At 61.8% G+C, this 15,727-nt stretch carries 18 protein-coding genes and 1 pseudogene; 8 read left to right on the forward strand and 11 right to left on the reverse strand.

Features of this window, described 5'->3' with window-relative positions; translation table 11 throughout:
• The first annotated feature begins 30 nt into the window (after nucleotides 1-30).
• The 7 genes and pseudogenes from JQ586_RS12595 to JQ586_RS12630 all read left to right on the forward strand — a co-directional run bounded on the left by JQ586_RS12595 (nucleotide 31) and on the right by JQ586_RS12630 (nucleotide 4,720).
• Nucleotides 31-810, forward strand: a complete 780-nt coding sequence (locus tag JQ586_RS12595) for an SDR family oxidoreductase (RefSeq protein ID WP_212394876.1) — start codon at nucleotides 31-33, stop codon at nucleotides 808-810.
• Between the two features lie 36 nt (nucleotides 811-846).
• Nucleotides 847-1,797 carry a glutathione S-transferase family protein gene (locus JQ586_RS12600; protein WP_212394877.1) on the forward strand — a complete coding sequence of 317 codons (951 nt, stop codon included), beginning with the start codon at nucleotides 847-849 and terminating at the stop codon, nucleotides 1,795-1,797.
• Between the two features lie 473 nt (nucleotides 1,798-2,270).
• Nucleotides 2,271-2,657, forward strand: a complete 387-nt coding sequence (locus JQ586_RS12610) for a GYD domain-containing protein (protein ID WP_212394878.1) — start codon at nucleotides 2,271-2,273, stop codon at nucleotides 2,655-2,657.
• 249 nt (nucleotides 2,658-2,906) lie between these two features.
• Nucleotides 2,907-3,137: pseudogene (locus JQ586_RS12615) on the forward strand (short-chain fatty acyl-CoA regulator family protein); the annotation flags it as partial.
• 97 nt (nucleotides 3,138-3,234) lie between these two features.
• Entirely contained in the window at nucleotides 3,235-3,807 is a 573-nt protein-coding gene (locus JQ586_RS12620) for a hemerythrin domain-containing protein (protein WP_212394880.1), read from the forward strand.
• Nucleotides 3,808-3,946: 139 nt separating this feature from the next.
• Nucleotides 3,947-4,363, forward strand: coding sequence for a DUF6455 family protein (locus JQ586_RS12625; RefSeq protein WP_212394881.1), 417 nt, complete (start codon nucleotides 3,947-3,949; stop codon nucleotides 4,361-4,363).
• 111 nt (nucleotides 4,364-4,474) lie between these two features.
• The gene (locus JQ586_RS12630; protein WP_249147511.1) at nucleotides 4,475-4,720 is read left to right on the forward strand and encodes a hypothetical protein; all 246 of its coding nucleotides are present in this window, start codon (nucleotides 4,475-4,477) and stop codon (nucleotides 4,718-4,720) included.
• 166 nt (nucleotides 4,721-4,886) lie between these two features.
• Here the strand turns inward: JQ586_RS12630 and ccoS are convergent, their stop codons facing one another.
• From ccoS to JQ586_RS12685, 11 genes are all read right to left on the reverse strand, one after another.
• A complete protein-coding gene (gene ccoS / locus JQ586_RS12635; RefSeq protein ID WP_212394882.1) occupies nucleotides 4,887-5,045 on the reverse strand; it encodes a cbb3-type cytochrome oxidase assembly protein CcoS in 159 nt (52 codons plus the stop codon).
• The gene (locus tag JQ586_RS12640; protein ID WP_212394883.1) at nucleotides 5,045-7,231 is read right to left on the reverse strand and encodes a heavy metal translocating P-type ATPase; all 2,187 of its coding nucleotides are present in this window, start codon (nucleotides 7,229-7,231) and stop codon (nucleotides 5,045-5,047) included. Before JQ586_RS12640 ends, ccoS begins: the two co-directional genes overlap by 1 nt.
• Nucleotides 7,232-7,243: 12 nt before the next feature.
• On the reverse strand, nucleotides 7,244-7,744 hold the full coding sequence (locus JQ586_RS12645) for a FixH family protein (RefSeq protein ID WP_212394884.1): 501 nt from the start codon (nucleotides 7,742-7,744) through the stop codon (nucleotides 7,244-7,246).
• A 22-nt stretch (nucleotides 7,745-7,766) separates the two neighbouring features.
• On the reverse strand, nucleotides 7,767-9,224 hold the full coding sequence (ccoG, locus tag JQ586_RS12650; RefSeq protein ID WP_212394885.1) for a cytochrome c oxidase accessory protein CcoG: 1,458 nt from the start codon (nucleotides 9,222-9,224) through the stop codon (nucleotides 7,767-7,769).
• Between the two features lie 97 nt (nucleotides 9,225-9,321).
• Nucleotides 9,322-10,194, reverse strand: coding sequence for a cytochrome-c oxidase, cbb3-type subunit III (gene ccoP / locus JQ586_RS12655; RefSeq protein ID WP_212394886.1), 873 nt, complete (start codon nucleotides 10,192-10,194; stop codon nucleotides 9,322-9,324).
• 6 nt (nucleotides 10,195-10,200) lie between these two features.
• Nucleotides 10,201-10,365, reverse strand: a complete 165-nt coding sequence (locus JQ586_RS12660) for a cbb3-type cytochrome c oxidase subunit 3 (protein ID WP_212394887.1) — start codon at nucleotides 10,363-10,365, stop codon at nucleotides 10,201-10,203.
• Between the two features lie 12 nt (nucleotides 10,366-10,377).
• Nucleotides 10,378-11,112: a cytochrome-c oxidase, cbb3-type subunit II gene (gene ccoO, locus JQ586_RS12665; RefSeq protein ID WP_212394888.1), complete on the reverse strand. Its 735-nt coding sequence runs from the start codon at nucleotides 11,110-11,112 to the stop codon at nucleotides 10,378-10,380.
• An 8-nt stretch (nucleotides 11,113-11,120) separates the two neighbouring features.
• Complete coding sequence (gene ccoN, locus JQ586_RS12670; RefSeq protein WP_212394889.1) at nucleotides 11,121-12,743, reverse strand: cytochrome-c oxidase, cbb3-type subunit I; 1,623 nt, start codon at nucleotides 12,741-12,743, stop codon at nucleotides 11,121-11,123.
• Nucleotides 12,744-12,769: 26 nt separating this feature from the next.
• Entirely contained in the window at nucleotides 12,770-13,174 is a 405-nt protein-coding gene (locus tag JQ586_RS12675; protein ID WP_212394890.1) for a hypothetical protein, read from the reverse strand.
• Between the two features lie 205 nt (nucleotides 13,175-13,379).
• Nucleotides 13,380-13,607, reverse strand: coding sequence for a hypothetical protein (locus JQ586_RS12680; RefSeq protein WP_212394891.1), 228 nt, complete (start codon nucleotides 13,605-13,607; stop codon nucleotides 13,380-13,382).
• Between the two features lie 203 nt (nucleotides 13,608-13,810).
• Nucleotides 13,811-14,551, reverse strand: coding sequence for a CBS domain-containing protein (locus JQ586_RS12685; RefSeq protein ID WP_212394892.1), 741 nt, complete (start codon nucleotides 14,549-14,551; stop codon nucleotides 13,811-13,813).
• A 764-nt stretch (nucleotides 14,552-15,315) separates the two neighbouring features.
• Here JQ586_RS12685 and JQ586_RS12690 point away from each other — a divergent pair.
• Entirely contained in the window at nucleotides 15,316-15,678 is a 363-nt protein-coding gene (locus JQ586_RS12690) for a hypothetical protein (protein ID WP_212394893.1), read from the forward strand.
• The last annotated feature ends 49 nt before the right edge of the window (nucleotides 15,679-15,727 follow it).

Here is a 15,727-nt window from a genome sequence, read left to right on the forward strand (position 1 = left end):
GATTGGCGCAGCCCACCAAGGAGAACGGACATGACACAGCAGCAAACAGGGCGTCTTCACAACAAAGTAGCAATCGTTACCGGCGCGAGCTCGGGCATCGGCCGCGCCACCGCAAAGCTGTTCGCCGCCGAAGGCGCCAAGGTTATTGTCGGCGCACGGCGCGAAGCCGAGCTTGCGAGCCTCGTCGCCGAGATCAAGGCCAGTGGCGGTACGGCGGTGGCCCTCGGCGGCGACGTTCGCTCTGAGGCCTATGCCCGCGACCTCGTCGCGCTTGCCGTCAACACCTTCGGCAAGCTCGACGTTGCCTTCAACAATGCCGGCACCCTGGGCGAAGGTGGCCCCTCAACCGGCGTTTCCGAGGCTGGCTGGAACGATGCAATCGCCATCAATCTCACCGGCTCGTTTCTCGGCGCAAAGCATCAGATTGCCGAGATGGTCAAGCATGGCGGCGGGTCCGTCATCTTCACCTCGACCTTTGTCGGCCACAGCTCGTCGTTTCCCGGCGTCGCCGCCTATGCCGCGAGCAAGTCGGGCCTGATCGGGCTGACGCAAACCCTGGCCGCCGAGTTCGGTCCGCAGAATATCAGAGTGAACGCGATCCTGCCCGGTGCAATTGAAACCGACATGTACCGGGAGATGAACGATACTCCTGACAAAGCCGCATTCATCACCAACCTTCATGCGCTGAAACGCTTGGGGCGTCCGGAGGAGGTCGCGCGATCGGTCCTCTATCTGGCGTCCGACGATTCCGCCTTCGTCACCGGGACCGCGTCACTGATTGATGGTGGCCTCTCGATCACCCGCACCTGAACAGGCGACAGCCGGACACGCATTGAGGAGGCCGAGATGGGATTACTGATCGATGGTGGGTGGCACGACGTCTGGTACGACACCGGATCGACGCGAGGCCGCTTCGTGCGCAAGGAATCGGCCTTCCGCAACTGGATCACTGCCGACGGCCGCGGCACGGGCGGCTTCAAGGCCGAAGCCGGTCGCTACCATCTCTACGTCAGCCTCGCCTGTCCGTGGGCACACCGCACGCTGATTATGCGCGCGCTGAAGGGCCTTGAGAACATGATCACCGTCTCGGTGGTGCATTGGTTGATGCTCGAGAAAGGCTGGACCTTTGCCGACGGCCCGGGCGTAGTCCCCGATACCGTGAACCGCGCTGACTTCCTGTATCAGATCTATCAGGAGGCCGATCCGCGCTACACCGGCCGCGTCACGGTTCCCGTGCTTTGGGACAAGCGCACTCGCGCGATCGTCAGCAACGAATCATCCGAGATCATTCGCATGCTGAACTCGGCCTTCGACGCGATCGGCGCGAAGCCCGGAGACTACTACCCGGAAGTCTTGCGCGGCGACATCGACACGGTCAACGCGCGCATCTACGACACGCTGAACAACGGCGTCTACAAGGCCGGCTTCGCGACCACGCAGGCCGCGTATGAGGAAGCCGTCGCTCCGCTGTTCGATACGCTCGACTGGCTGGAGAACCGAATCGCCGACCGCAGGTTTTTGTTCGGCGACCATCTCACGGAAGCCGACATCCGCCTGTTCACGACGCTGATCCGCTTCGACGCGGTTTATGCCGGACATTTCAAATGCAATATCCGCCGGATCGTCGACTATCCCAGTCTGTCGTCGTACACGCGCGACATCTATCAATGGCCCGGAATCGCCGCGACGGTGAATTTCGAGCATATCAAGCGACATTACTACGAGAGCCATCGCTCGATCAACCCGACCGGAATCGTCCCGGCCGGACCTCGGCTCGACTTCACAACTACGGTGTAAGCTCGAACCGCCGATTGCGCGGCCGCAGCCAACATAACTCGGACAGGGCCGTCGTGAGGAACGGGATATGCAGTCGGCCTGCTGCTCCGGAAACTGAATTTCCCATCTCCATCTGTCGAGAACCTGGCCCTCATCGCTAAGCCACCAGCTCTCGAGCTGCTGGACGTCGTAGTCACTGTCGCCGTCAGAATGCTGGTGCGATCACGCGAAACCGCTGCCGCAGCATCGGCATGATCGCTGCCCTGATTGCAGCAACTTTGTCGACTCTGGGTCACGCCTGGAAGAGGTCCGGTTGAGCATGTCAAGTCCGCTTCGCCCGGCGGCTGAGGTTCTAAGCCGATTTACCGGCGATCGGTTACGTTCCTCTGCAACTCCACCGATCGCTCGCTATCGCGGAGGGACCCGAACTGCTACGACTACGCTCGTTCTCTCACCATGAGCGAGAGGCAGGCGCAGCTGAACAGGAGAGCACCATGACGATCTACATTTCGCAAGGGCGTTACACTGCAACAGCGGTTCGCGCAATGACCACAAAGCCAGAAGATCGTTCCGAAGCGATTGCCGAGTTGCTCGCAGCTGTCGGCGGTCGTCTAATCGGTTGGTATCTTACGTTAGGACGATACGATTGGCTGATAATAGCCGAAGCGCCTGACGAACGTACTCTGGTCTCCATAGTACTTGCCGCAGCAGCTGGCGGAAGCCTGTCAGATATAACCACGACCGTTGCTCTCTCAGCCCAGGACACAGTGAAGGCTTTCGGCAAGGCGGGCGAGCTTGCGATGAAGTTCAGGTCGGCCGGAACGGACTACTACGGGGTGCCGGTCGAATCGGCTGGCGAGATCACAACCGAACCAAAGTAGAGAAGAGCGTTCGGCGAGTTGTGTTTAGGACTAGTATCCGCTCGACGGTGCGCGGGCAGCGGTTCGGGAAAGAACAGCCCTGCTATGCGGATATTTTCGCCTAGCAAGCTCGTGTCGGCCAGCGCCACCATTGCCTCTCTCTGCGTCGCCGCATCGACCGCCTTTTAACCGCGACTTTTGATGCCGTTTCGATGTCGCAATTAGCTCAAAAGGGGACGCGCCGGGCTTGCCGACTTCAACCGGCCGCGTGCGGTCGCTGTCGGCTTGGGATGCGAGGTCGCCTATGCGAGCCGGACCGTGTACGCGAAGGGCGTCGACCTGGACGATGTCGAGGCCGCCGATCCGATCGGTCCCGGCTGTCGCGCCTGCGAGCGGACCGATTGCGGGCACCGCGCACTCCCCCCAATAGGTCGAAGGCTCGACGCCGGAGCGGCCGAACGCGGTCTCGTGCGTTATCGGATCGAGGCCGGGCCCGGCTGAGGGCACACTTGGCGCCGATTTAAGAGCCATCTGGTTGACCTATCGCAATGTCCCGCGACGCGATCTCTGCGATCAATCTGTCGTCAGGGAGAGCGCAATGGTCATTGATATCTTGCGTCAAGAGCATCGCAACATCGAAATGTTGCTCCGGGTCCTTGAGCGGGAGCTAGGCGTCTTCGCTCGCGGAGAGCGTCCCGACTACGAGGTCGTCCATGCGGTGATCGCTTATTTCAAGGTCTATCCCGATGCCTGCCACCATCCGCTCGAGGACGTCGTATTAGAAAAGCTGAAGGTGCGCGATTCCGTCGCGGCCGCAAGGATCGGCGATCTCGCGGCCGATCATCGGAGAGGCGCCAACCGTTTGCGCCGGGTCGCGCTTGCAATCGAAGGTGTGCTGGCCGATCAGGAACTCCTTCGGCAAACCGTCAATGACATCATTCGGGACTTCATCGAGCAGGAACGGTGTCATATGGCCAAGGAAGAGCATGATTTCTTTCCGGCCGCGCTCAAGGCGCTACGCCCTCAGGACTGGGCGGAGATTGTAGCAAGATTGTCTGATCAGCGAGATCCGGTTTTCAGCGAGGTTGTCGAAGAGAAGTTCGAGGTCGTACGGCGACACATCTTGCAGCTCGAGCAGGAAGCGGATGCGGACCGATTGGCACACTGCTAGTTCTGCATTCTGACGGAGACGAAATGGTCGCGGCGACGACGCCGGCTTAGTCTCGCACAGAGCCGACTGCGCACTTGTTTCTTGAGGAGGCCGCCGCGCCTGAGCTGCCGGCCACAATTCACCGAGAACGGAGGGTGCTATGACGATAACCCGGCGCGACCCTTTTCCCTTTGTCACGAAAGCCATCAATTTGTTTGGCGACTGGCTCAAACAGCGCCGGGAGTTGCACGAGCTGATGGAGTACGACGAGGAATTCGGGACGTTGGAGCCTGTTGCCCGCGAGCTCAACGTGGCGCCTGCCGATCTTGATAGCCTGGTGCGGCAAGGTCCGCAGGGCGCAAACGAGTTGCCGTCCATGCTCGCGGCACTGGACATCGACGAAGCGGCCTTGCGGCGCGTGGAGCCGGCCTTATTGCGCGACATGGAACGTGTCTGTTCGTTCTGTGCGCACAAGCGCCGGTGCGATCAGGAGCTAGCGGCCCATACTACGGCGGCGAACTATGTAGAGTACTGCGAAAACGCGGATACCATCGACGCGTTGAGGCTGAGGAGTTGAAGATCACTGGGCTGAAACGATTGGCGCGAATCGAGCAGATTGAGCCAGGTCAATCGTTCTGGTGATCGACCGTGCGATGCTCGGCTTCACCCATCAGAGGCGATCCGCCGCATGCGTCGAGCATTCATCTCATTGCTTCGCCAGCTCACGCTGCTGGGCTGGCGTGATATCTCCTCAGCGCCGTTCGACTGCACGATCGAGCTCGCCGTGATCAACGCCACACAGCACAGGCTGGGCTTCCCGTGCCTCCGCCATGGCGACAGCTGGTTCGATGCCACGACCATGCGGCCACTTGCCGTATCGCCGACACACTGGCGCTACTGGCAGCCCGAAGTACTTCCGATGAGCTGCTGCTGACGATGGCGCGGCCCGCCTCCATCAGCCGGCTGCTTACCGTCCTGCTGCTGCGATCTCGGCGGCCCAAATCGCATCAAGGGACCGACTGGACGTTGGTGCTGGCGCTGGCTTGCACGGCGCTGACCATCGCTTCCGCGGTGGCACTCGTTCACTACCACCTTTTGAATCAACTGTGATCGTTCGCCGGCTCGTCGTCGGCAATCGCGCGCCAAGCAGCACCGTCGAGGTCGTCGTACTGGCCGCTCCTCAGCGACCAGAGAAAGGCCAGCAGGCCGACAAAGCCGAGCGCGAGCGCCAGCGGAACCAGATAGACCAGCACCTCCATCAGACCGCCTCCTTCGCTCTCGCCCGCAACGCGTTGAGCATCACGAGCACCGAAGAGCCGGACATCGCCGCTGCGGCAATCAGCGGTGTGACCACGCCGAGGATCGCGACCGGTACAGCGACCACGTTGTAGATCACGGCAAGCCAGAGGTTTTGCCGCATCAGGCGCAGCGCCTTGCGCGAGACTCTGACTGCCGTCAGCACCGGAGCGAGGCGCTCGCCCAGGAACACCGCGTCCGCGACCGCCTGGCTCACGTGCGTGGCTGTGACCGGCGACATCGAAGCGTGCGCCGCAGCCAGCGCCGGCGCATCGTTGAGCCCGTCACCGACCATCAGCACCTTGCACCCTTGACGCGCCAGTTCCTCAATCCTGGCGATCTTGTCGACCGGAGAGACCTCGGCGCGCCATTCATGGATACCCAGCGTTCCGGCGGCAAGCCGCACGGCGGGCTCGCGATCGCCGGACGCGATCTCGACCGCAATGCCGCGGCGTTCAAGGGCAGCGATCACCTCCGCTGCGTCCGGACGCATCTGCTGACGCACCGCGAATACGAACCTGGTTTCGCCATGGCTGAAGGCGACCACTGAGGCTTCGGGATCCTGGCACAGAATCTCGTTGGCCAGATCGTCTGCATTGCAGAATGCCGGCCGGCCGAGTCGGATCGATTGCCCCTGCCAGGTTCCGTGGACACCCTGCCCCGGCTCCTCCGCAATATCGGGCAGCGGAGCGCTTGCGCCGGCTGCGCGCGCCACCGCAGCGGCGACCGGGTGGCGACTAGACAGCGCCAGCCGGCCTGCGAGCTTGACGGTTTCGGTGGGAATGCTCGCGAGATTGGCGACATCGAGCTCCGGCAGCGTCAACGTTCCGGTCTTGTCGAAGATAACCCGATCGACCTCGGCGATGCGTTCGATTGCGTCGCCGGCATTGAGCAGTACACCGGAGCCAAACAACGCACCGGAAGCCACCGTCTGCACCGCGGGTATGGCGAGGCCAAGCGCGCAGGGACAGGTGATAATCAGGACCGCGATCGCGGTCACGATCGAATCGTGGAAGGTCGCGCCATACGCAAGCCAACCCAGCATCGTGAGGAACGCCGTCGCATGCACGACCGGCGCATAGAGCCGCGACGCTCGCTCGGCGAGGCGAAGGTAGCGCGAGCGAGCCTGCAGAGCCTGATCGAGCAGGCGGGTAAGCTCGGCGAGCAGCGTGTCCCCGGAAGCCGCCGCCACGCGGACACGGAGCGTGCCCGATCGAACCAGAGTACCGGCAAATACGGCGCTGCCCGGCGTCGCAGTCACCGGCAGGGTCTCGCCGGTGATGAGGCTCTGATCGACCTCGGAACGCCCCTCGATCACGTTGCCGTCGACGGCGCAGCGCTCGCCGGGCCTCAGCAGCACCATGTCGTTGGGCTTGATCGCCGCGGCCGGGACGGTCCTGATCTCGGTCGGGCTAACGAACTTCGTGGCGGTCTCCGCCTTCAACGCCGCGAGATTGCCGGCAAATGCACGGGTTCGCCGCCGCATGTTCTGGTCGAGATAACGACCGGCAAGCAAGAAGGCAATCAGCATGATCGCGGCGTCGAAATACGCATGCTCGGCGTGATTAACGGTCTCGACCACCGAGATCGCAAGCGCGAGGAAGATACCGATACTGATCGGGACGTCCATGTTGACGCCGCGTGACCGCAACGCCGTCCAGGCGGAGGCGAAGAACGGCTGTGCCGAATAGGCGGCGGCCGGCAGCACGATCAGCGCGGACAACCAGTGGAAGAAGTCGCGCTGTTCCGGCAGCATGTCGGATCCGATCCCGGACCACACCGGAATCGACAGCATCATCACGTTCATCGCCGCAAAGGCTGCGACGCCGAGCCGGCGCAGCAATCCCTGTGACCGCTGCGCCTCGCGCATCTCCGCCGCGTCGCGCTGGAACGGGTGGGCCTTGTAGCCCAGCTCGGCCAGACGCGTCACGAACAGCGCCGGGTCAAGTGTCCCCGCCTTCCATTCCAGCGCCAGCCGGCTGTCGGTAAGGTTCACTCGCGCTGACGTCACGTCCGGAATGCTCGACAGGTTGCGTTCGATCTTGGCCATGCACCCGGCGCAGTTGATACCTTCGACCGCAAGGTCGAGATGGACTAGACCTGCGCCGCAGTCCCTCAGATAATGGGAGAAGTCGATGTCCGCTTGCATGTGCGTGCGCCTTCAGTTCAGGACGATGCGGCTCTTCGACAGGAACATTCGACGCCCCTCGGCATCACCCTCGATCACGAGGTCCCATTGTCCGGCCGCGACGTTCTCGGCGCTGCCGCGATAGGTTCCCCTCCCAGCCTCGGCAACATCGATCGCACGGTCGGCGCGGCGGTCGATCGGTCGTTCAAGCCGGGCGGCGAAATTCATCCGGGCGAGCGGCTCGCCAGCGTGATTGCGGGCCTCGATCGCAAGCGACGCTACGCCGTTCGGCTGTCGCTCGATATGCGCCGCAACCTGCAAGTCGCGTTCGTTCTGCTGCCGCGCCGCGACGATCTCGCGCTGATAGGCGAGGCTCGCACTATAGGCGCTGTCGACCTCCGTTCCCGGCAGAGTCGTGATCGCAAGACGCATCATGACCGCGTTGACGCCGATCACGACCGCGAAGAAGGCGATCGTCGTAATCAGGACAAAGCGTCCGGTGATGGGCCGCGCGGCTGGCGTTGCTGGGGTCATGGTGGCGTCCTGTCGGCGGTCGCTATGGGAGAAGAAAGTGGTCGGTTGCTGAGGCGACTTCTCCGAGGCCGATATCGGTGACGCGGAACCTGATCTGCACCGACTTCTCGGCCTTCTCGTCAAACGGTGACGTCACCAGCACACGAAACTCGGTGGTCTGGTCGCGCCCCAGGACGATCGTCGGACGATCGGACGTCACCGAATCCACACCGATGACATGGAGCTTCGCATCAGAAGGACCATCGACATCGATTGCGACGACCCGGTCGAAGCCGCGCTTGTTGAGGAAGCGAAGCGTGTAGCCGTTACGGATCGAACCGTCGCTGAGGCGAACGGCCACCGGATTGCGGTCATGCAGCACGTTGACGTCGAGCAGGGTCCGCGACATCAGCGCATAGAGCATCACTGCGCAAACGACAGCGATCAGGCCGACGTAGACGACAGTGCGGGCGCGGACAGGTTTGAATATCTCAGTTTTTCCGGCAATCCGGCGCTGGACGTTGATATCGTTGTCGTAGCCGATAAGGCTGGTCTTGCGACCGATCTTGGTCATCACTGCGTCGCAGGCATCGATGCACAGGCCACACTGGATACAGCCAAGTTGCGCGCCGTCGCGGATGTCGATCCCGGTCGGACAGACCGCGACGCACTGGTTGCAATCGACGCAGTCGCCGGCCTTTTCGCCGAGCGCACGGATGTCGAATGCCTTTTTGACCGAGCAGCGCGGTTCGCCGCGATCATATTTGTAGGTGACGTTGAGTGCCCATTCATCGGTCAGCGCCGCCTGAATGCGTGGCCACGGACACATATAGACGCAGACCTGCTCTCGCATGTACCCGGCCAGCAGATACGTCGACGCTGTCAGCCCTGCAATCCAGATATAGGCGATCGCGGGCGCCTGAAAGGTCGCGAGATCGCGCACCAGGGTCGGGGCATCGGCGAAGTAGAGCACCCAGGCGCCGCCGGTCCACCAGGCAATCATGAGCCAGATCGCATGCTTGAGCACACGCCGGCCGGCTCGCCCGATAGTCATCGACCCGGCATCAGCCTTCATCTGCTCGCGGCGATCGCCTTCCACGAGACGCTCGACGGCATAGAACAGATCGGTCCAGACCGTCTGCGGGCAGAGATAGCCGCACCAGATGCGGCCACCGAGCGCGTTCATCAGGAACAACGTGAAGGCGGCCAGCACCAGCAGGCCGGTGAAATAGTAGACCTCTTGCGGCCACAGCTCGATGAAGAAGAAATAGAAGCGCCGATTGGGGAAATCGATCAGCACCGCCTGGTCGGGCGCGCCAAGGCCGCGATGCCAACGCACGAAGGGCAGCAGATAGTAGATACCCAGGCAAACCGCCATCAGGCGCCATTTGATGGAACGGAAGCGGCCAGACACACTCTGCGGAAACACCTTCTTGCGAGGTGCGTAGAGCGGTCCGTCTGGTTCAGTGACGAGTTCGTCAGGAGATATGGTCATGTTCATCGGTCGGCCCGGAAAACGCGTTCTTGGGTGAACCTACATCCACGCTCCCGGACCGGATTGAGCTCCGTCAATCCGGTCGACGAAACCCGGCCGGCGGTTATTTTCCGCCGCCCAGCGAGTGCACGTAGACCGTCAGCGCCTTGATGGTGACCGGATCGAGACGGCCGACCCAGGCCGGCATCACGCCGGCACGGCCGTTGGTGAGGGTCTCGATCATGGTTGCCTCGTCGGAGCCATACAGCCAGATCTGGTCGGTCAGGTTCGGAGCGCCGACCTCCTGATTGCCCTTGGCGTTCTCGCCGTGGCAGGTTGCACAGTTCTCGGCGAAGATCTTTTTGCCTGCGGTCGCATCGAAATTCGGCGCGGTGGAAAGTCCGGACAGCGAACGGACATAGTTGGCCACGGTGACGATCTCGTCCCTTTTGAGCATGCCATCGCGTCCAAAGGCCAGCATCTGCCCCTCGTGCGCCTTCGCGTGCCCCGACCGGGCTCCGAACTGAATGGTTTGCATGATCTGGTCAAGCGACCCACCCCACAACCAGTCATCGTCATTGAGGTTGGGGAATCCCCTGGCGCCTGCACCTCCGCTGCCATGGCAGGGCGCGCAATTGTCGGCGAACACAGTCTTGCCACGTGCCCGCGCCAGCGCCAGCAGGGCCGGATCCTTTTCGATATCGCCCAGTGAGGCAGTGCCCAGCACTGCCATCTTCTCACCGCGCAGCCTCTCCAGGTCGGCAAGGTCTCCGGCGACGCTCGCGCGCGTCGAATAGTGGAACAGCCCGGTCGTGTAGCCCGAGACGAGCGGCCAGGCCGGATAGACCACCCAGTAGCCGATCGCCCAGAGAATCGTGGCGTAGAACGACAGGACCCACCACCGCGGCAACGGCGTGTTCAACTCCTTGATGCCATCCCATTCGTGACCGGTGGTGCTCCGGCCGGAGGGTTGGTCAATTTCGCTGTGCTCGCTCATGATCCGTCAATCCTCCCGCAACGGCATGCGGGCCGCAGCGTCGAAGCCAGTCCTGTTGCGGGGCCAAAGCGCGTAAGCAACAATGGCGATGAAGATCCCGACGAACACCGGCGTCCAAAACGTGGTCACCAGCTGCGACGCCAGGTTTTCGATTGATACGATCGCTTTCATCCCGGTACCTCGTCAGCGCAGGTTGGCTTTTTCGTTGTAGAGCTTGAAGTCGACAAGCGTGCCGAGCATCTGCAGGTAGGCGATCAACGCGTCGAGTTCGGTCGGATTGCCGCCCCTGCCGTCGAAGTTGCGGACCAGGGCCTTGGGATAGCGCTTCTGGAACGCTTCGACCCCGGAATTATCCGGATCGACCTGTGCCTTCAGGTCAGCGGCCGCGTTGGCGATCTGCGCGTCGGAGTATGGGACGCCGACCGCGCGGTTCGTCCGCAGATGAGCCGCAATGTCCGACGTATCGAGCTCGGTCCTCGCGAGCGCCGGATATCCCGGCATGACCGACTGCGGCACGATCGCGCGCGGATCGATCAAATGGGTGACGTGCCAATCATCGGAATATTTGCCGCCGACGCGGGCAAGATCCGGGCCGGTGCGCTTGGAGCCCCACTGGAACGGATGGTCGTACATGCTCTCCGCCGCCAGCGAGTAGTGGCCGTAGCGCTCGACCTCATCGCGTAGCGGACGGATCATCTGCGAATGGCAGAGATAGCAGCCCTCGCGAACATAGATGTTGCGGCCGGCAAGCTCGAGCGGCGTGTAGGGCCTGACGCCGTCGACCACCTCGATTGTACTCTTGAGGTAGAACAGCGGTGTGATCTCGACGAGACCACCGATCGCGATGACGAGGAGAATGCCCACGATCAGGACGATGGAGTTCTTCTCGAAGATCTTGTGTCGATTCCAGAGGGACATTGCGTGACCTATTCGGCAGGCTGGAGGACACCGGCGCCTTCGGCTTCCCTGGCCTCACCGGCATTGACGGTCATCCAGAGATTGAATGCCATGATCAGGGCGCCGATCAGGAACAGCGCACCGCCGGCTGCGCGGATGATGTAGAACGGGTGCATCGCTTCGACGGACTCGATGAAGGAGTATTCGAGGAAGCCGAGCGCAGTGTAGGCGCGCCACATCAGGCCCTGCAGGATTCCCGATACCCACATCGCGGAGATGTAGAGCACGATGCCGATCGTCGAGATCCAGAAGTGCCAGTTGACCAGTTTCAGACTGTAGAGCTGACGGCTCCAGAGCCAGGGGACGAGGCAGTACAGCGCGCCGAACGAGACGAAGCCGACCCAGCCCAGCGCACCCGAATGAACATGGCCGATGGTCCAGTCGGTGTAATGACTGAGCGAGTTGACGACCTTGATCGACATCATCGGGCCTTCGAACGTCGCCATTCCGTAGAAGGCGACCGAGACGACCAGCATGCGCAGCACCGGGTCGGTGCGTAGCTTGTCCCAGGCACCCGACAGCGTCATCAGACCGTTGATCATTCCGCCCCATGACGGCATCCACAGCATGATGGAGAATGTCATACCGAGCGTCTGGGCCCAGTCAGGCAGCGCCGTGTAGTGGAGGTGATGTGGACCGGCCCAGATGTAGAGGAAGATCAGCGCCCAGAAGTGGATGATGGAGAGGCGATAAGAATAGACCGGGCGCTCGGCGCGCTTCGGAATGAAGTAGTACATGATAGCCAGGAACCCCGCGGTCAGGAAGAACCCGACGGCGTTGTGGCCGTACCACCATTGGAACATGGCATCCTGCACGCCGCCCCAGGCGATATAGGACTTCGACCCGAGGAAGGAGACCGGAAGCGCGGGATTATTGCCGAGATGCAACACCGCGATCGTAATGATGAACGCGAGATAGAACCAGTTGGCGACGAAAATATGTGGCTCCTTGCGCTTCACGAGCGTCAGCAGGAACACCAGCAGATAGGTCACCCAAACGATCGTCAGCCACAGATCGGCATACCATTCCGGCTCCGCGTATTCCTTCGACTGGGTAACGCCAAGCAAGTATCCGGTGCCGGCGATCAGGATGAAGAAATTGTAGCCAACAACCACGAACCAGGGCGCGAGGTCGCCTGCGAGGCGGGTACGACAGGTCTTCTGCACGACATAGAACGAGGTCGCGATCAAGACGTTGCCGCCGAATGCGAAGACCACCGCCGAGGTGTGCAGCGGTCGCAGCCGCCCGAATGTCGTCCACGGCAAGTCGAAATTGAGCACCGGCCATGCCAGTTGGAGCGCGATGATCAGGCCCACCGTGAACCCGGCGATGCCCCAGAACATCCCCATCGCGGAAGCGAACTTTACCGGGCCAAGATTGTAGTTCGGCCGACCGCCGATCTCCTGCGGCGGCAGTCCCGTCGGACGGGCAAAGTAACGGTTAAGGATCGCCGCCACGGCAATCAGGCTCGCTGCGGTAGCGAGCGACGCATGAAACGTGAAGGCCGTATCGTGCCCCATCGCGGCCGCAAACAGGCATACGTAGGCAAATACCCCGAGTCCCGACGCCAGGCCTGCTTCGCCCATTGTCATTGACTTGGAAACAGAGGGCGGACTTGTCATGTCGTGGCTTTCTTTGGCTGCGATGACGTAAGGGAAACCACCGATGCGGCGTTATACGATTGATCGGCGTCAACCGCCGAAGCGCCTCGGTTCGCTCCGGCTTCGCGGCCAAGCGCCGTCAACGTGAACTCGTTCGGGCAGTATCTTGCCGGACTCGCCCGCCTCTCCCGTGCAAGATCCGCCGCGCAACGTGGCTTGTCCCGGCACAGGCCGCACACCCGCTGCAGATCGCGCAGCACATCAGGGTGCGATACCGCCAAGGCCTCCTCCGACAAGCCGGCATGCTCCAGTCGCTTTTGTAGCAGTTCGGGAAATCCCGGCTCGCTTGCGAGGCTACGAAGATCCGCCGCGGAAAGGCTGAGCTCTCGAGCAATCTCGTCGACCTCCTGGGCCGTCATCAAGGAAAACTCCTGTTGGCGGGACAGAAATCCGCGCAGGCGACCGAGCAGGTTTTCAAACCGCGGAGGACTGTTGCTGTGTAATCGAGCTGGCATTCTTCACCCCTGGTTCAGTCTTGGTTGGTTGTTCGGATGCGAGCTTGATCCATGGCCGGCGCCGAAGTGCGCGGGCTCGTCAAAGCTTGCTGCTGCACGATATGCCTCCGACCTAACCGCCCCATCCGGGCGGCAGCGCCGCAGGCGTACGGAGTTCCATCGCGTCGGCAAAGATAGTCCAGTCGCGGACGCCTTTTTGTCGACAGAAGTCAGCCTCCGCCTGCTGCGCAGCAGCGGTGAGCGAGGTGGCACTTACCTTGAACGCTGCCTGACAAGCGCGATGCTCGTGACCCGTATCGTCGCAAACGGTCTTGATGAACCGAACGTCAAATGATGGCATGGCACCCTCTTCCTTTAGCGCTTTCTTTGACCGCGTATGTTGCCACCTGCCGCCCGCTCTCATTTGATTTGTCTCAAAACGGTTCGACAAAAACTCAGCGTCTCGCTGCTCATGTCGGCGTCCGCGGAATGATGCCTGTCAGCCCAAAGCATCCCCTTGCGCTCAGTCGAACCAGCAGCAGCGGCGTCAGATGAAGCAAATCGTCACTCGGCAGTCTGCTTGGCAGCCATCGCCGCCTCGTCCTCGGCGGATTCGAGGTAAAAGCCGGAGTAGGTGTCCACGAAGCACAGATGATCGTGGACTTCTTTGACGCCCGAGACATTCTTGGCCGCAACGATTGCGGCCTGCCTTGCCCGTTCGTCGGTGAGGATTCCTTGCAGGTGTACCACCCCATGCCGGACCGAGACCTGCAGGCGGAGCGGACACCAGTCTGCAGCCTCAAGCGCGCGCAAAATGCGGTCGTGGATATGCTGGTCGTCTGCCGTAGGGTCCGGGATTTCGTGAGCGATTGCGGCAACCGCGCGTAGCAGGTCGGTACGCGTGACGATGCCGACGAGCTGACCGTTGCGCATCACCGGCACGCGCTTGATCTGCTTTTTCTCCATCAGCCCGACCAGGTCCTGCAGCGGCGTATCTTCCGTCACAGTGACGGGATCGATCGACATGACGGCACCGACCCTCCGCCCCCTCTCATGCACGAACTCATCAGCCGCCCGACCTGGACCGACCAGGAATTGCAGCCAGCGGGGTCGATGGCGCTGCGTGCCGATTTCGCTCCGCCGCAGAAAATCGCTCTCCGAGACGATACCGACAAGCTTACCGCAAGCGTCGACCACCGGCAGACCACTGATATGATGATCAACCATCATCGTCGCGGCCTCGAGAATAGAAGTGTCCGCTTTGACGGTGATGACATTTCTCGACATGATCTGATGCGCGCGCACTTTCCGCTCTCCTTTAAGTCCCATTCAATGTCGCATCGGATCGCGTCACACACCTTGATCTCCCTCAATCAGAGGGCGCATGCGGATTTGATACGGATCAAGGTGCAGAAACGGATTGCGGCGATGCTGAGACAGGTGCGCAGAACGCGATGAGATTGAGACGAACTCAACGCGCAAAGGCATCTGCTTGATCAATGCCTGGGGAGATGGAAGTGATGGTGCCTAATCGCCACGGTTGGAGTGGTCGCGATCATCGTCGTGACGTTTGCGCGGCTGATTTTCCCGGCAAGTCACCCGGTGGCACCGCAACGCGCGCGCCCGGGTCTTTCGTCACCGGCGCGTCGCCGTCGACCGTTTTAGTTTGCGAGAAACTTGACCCGCATCAATGCCGATGCGGCGCTCCGCCGATAAGGGGTTCTTTTTTCGTCGAGGGCCCGAACATGGCAGACAGAATGAGCTGGCGCCCTATCCTCTTCTCCTGTCCGAATACCGGCGACCGGGTTCAAGGGCTCCTGCCCGCAGATGCGACCGAGCTGGAGTCCGACGACTTGCACCCGATCTCGTGTGCGGCGTGCGAAGGCATCCATTTCTTCAATCCAAGAACGGGCGCAATCATCGGATCCAAGGGCAGTTAGGTTCACCGTCGCAGCCGGATCGCGCCCCTCGCTCCGGTCAGCGCGAATAGTCCGCGGGCCGGTTGACCCAAATCAAAACCTCGGACTGCCACCGTGGGACAAAGGGACTTCCAACGGAGGACCTTCAGCATGACAGACCACAACGAAACCCATCCCGGCGCCGTCGCCGAAGCTATTCAGAGCTACGCGAAGCGGGCAATCTCAGTCCAATCGGACTTCTCCGAAAAGCTGATCGAGGCCAATCGGCACTGGCTGGAGAAAATCCAGATCGAGTCGAACGAGGGTTGGGATCTTTTCCGAAAGTTCAACTCAACGTCCTCGGTTGCCGAAAAGATCACGACCCTGCAGGACTGGATGAAGGGCTTCACAGCGCGCAGCGCCGAGGAGGCGACTTACGCGATCGAGACGGCGCGATCGCTGGGTACCATCGAACTCAACCTGTTTGTGCGGCGGCCCGGCGACGTCACCGACACCACGCAGAAGGCTGCCTGATTTGCCAGCCCGCGACGTCCGACCGCGCCTGGAGGCCGACGGCACTTGG

Origin of the sequence: Bradyrhizobium jicamae (assembly GCF_018130215.1) — a bacterium.
In the GTDB taxonomy this organism is placed as follows: domain Bacteria; phylum Pseudomonadota; class Alphaproteobacteria; order Rhizobiales; family Xanthobacteraceae; genus Bradyrhizobium; species Bradyrhizobium jicamae_A.

What these genes read in the sequence shown, in the direction of transcription:
- ccoS (WP_212394882.1), bottom strand. Translation starts at nt 5,045, where the DNA reads ATGGAGGTGCTGGTCTATCTGGTTCCGCTGGCGCTCGCGCTCGGCTTT.
- ccoN (WP_212394889.1), bottom strand. Translation starts at nt 12,743, where the DNA reads ATGACAATGGGCGAAGCAGGCCTGGCGTCGGGACTCGGGGTATTTGCC.
- JQ586_RS12595 (WP_212394876.1), top strand. Translation starts at nt 31, where the DNA reads ATGACACAGCAGCAAACAGGGCGTCTTCACAACAAAGTAGCAATCGTT.
- ccoG (WP_212394885.1), bottom strand. Translation starts at nt 9,224, where the DNA reads ATGAACATGACCATATCTCCTGACGAACTCGTCACTGAACCAGACGGA.
- JQ586_RS12600 (WP_212394877.1), top strand. Translation starts at nt 847, where the DNA reads ATGGGATTACTGATCGATGGTGGGTGGCACGACGTCTGGTACGACACC.
- JQ586_RS12610 (WP_212394878.1), top strand. Translation starts at nt 2,271, where the DNA reads ATGACGATCTACATTTCGCAAGGGCGTTACACTGCAACAGCGGTTCGC.
- ccoO (WP_212394888.1), bottom strand. Translation starts at nt 11,112, where the DNA reads ATGTCCCTCTGGAATCGACACAAGATCTTCGAGAAGAACTCCATCGTC.
- JQ586_RS12620 (WP_212394880.1), top strand. Translation starts at nt 3,235, where the DNA reads ATGGTCATTGATATCTTGCGTCAAGAGCATCGCAACATCGAAATGTTG.
- JQ586_RS12680 (WP_212394891.1), bottom strand. Translation starts at nt 13,607, where the DNA reads ATGCCATCATTTGACGTTCGGTTCATCAAGACCGTTTGCGACGATACG.
- ccoP (WP_212394886.1), bottom strand. Translation starts at nt 10,194, where the DNA reads ATGAGCGAGCACAGCGAAATTGACCAACCCTCCGGCCGGAGCACCACC.
- JQ586_RS12640 (WP_212394883.1), bottom strand. Translation starts at nt 7,231, where the DNA reads ATGCAAGCGGACATCGACTTCTCCCATTATCTGAGGGACTGCGGCGCA.
- JQ586_RS12630 (WP_249147511.1), top strand. Translation starts at nt 4,475, where the DNA reads ATGCGTCGAGCATTCATCTCATTGCTTCGCCAGCTCACGCTGCTGGGC.
- JQ586_RS12660 (WP_212394887.1), bottom strand. Translation starts at nt 10,365, where the DNA reads ATGAAAGCGATCGTATCAATCGAAAACCTGGCGTCGCAGCTGGTGACC.
- JQ586_RS12690 (WP_212394893.1), top strand. Translation starts at nt 15,316, where the DNA reads ATGACAGACCACAACGAAACCCATCCCGGCGCCGTCGCCGAAGCTATT.
- JQ586_RS12625 (WP_212394881.1), top strand. Translation starts at nt 3,947, where the DNA reads ATGACGATAACCCGGCGCGACCCTTTTCCCTTTGTCACGAAAGCCATC.
- JQ586_RS12645 (WP_212394884.1), bottom strand. Translation starts at nt 7,744, where the DNA reads ATGACCCCAGCAACGCCAGCCGCGCGGCCCATCACCGGACGCTTTGTC.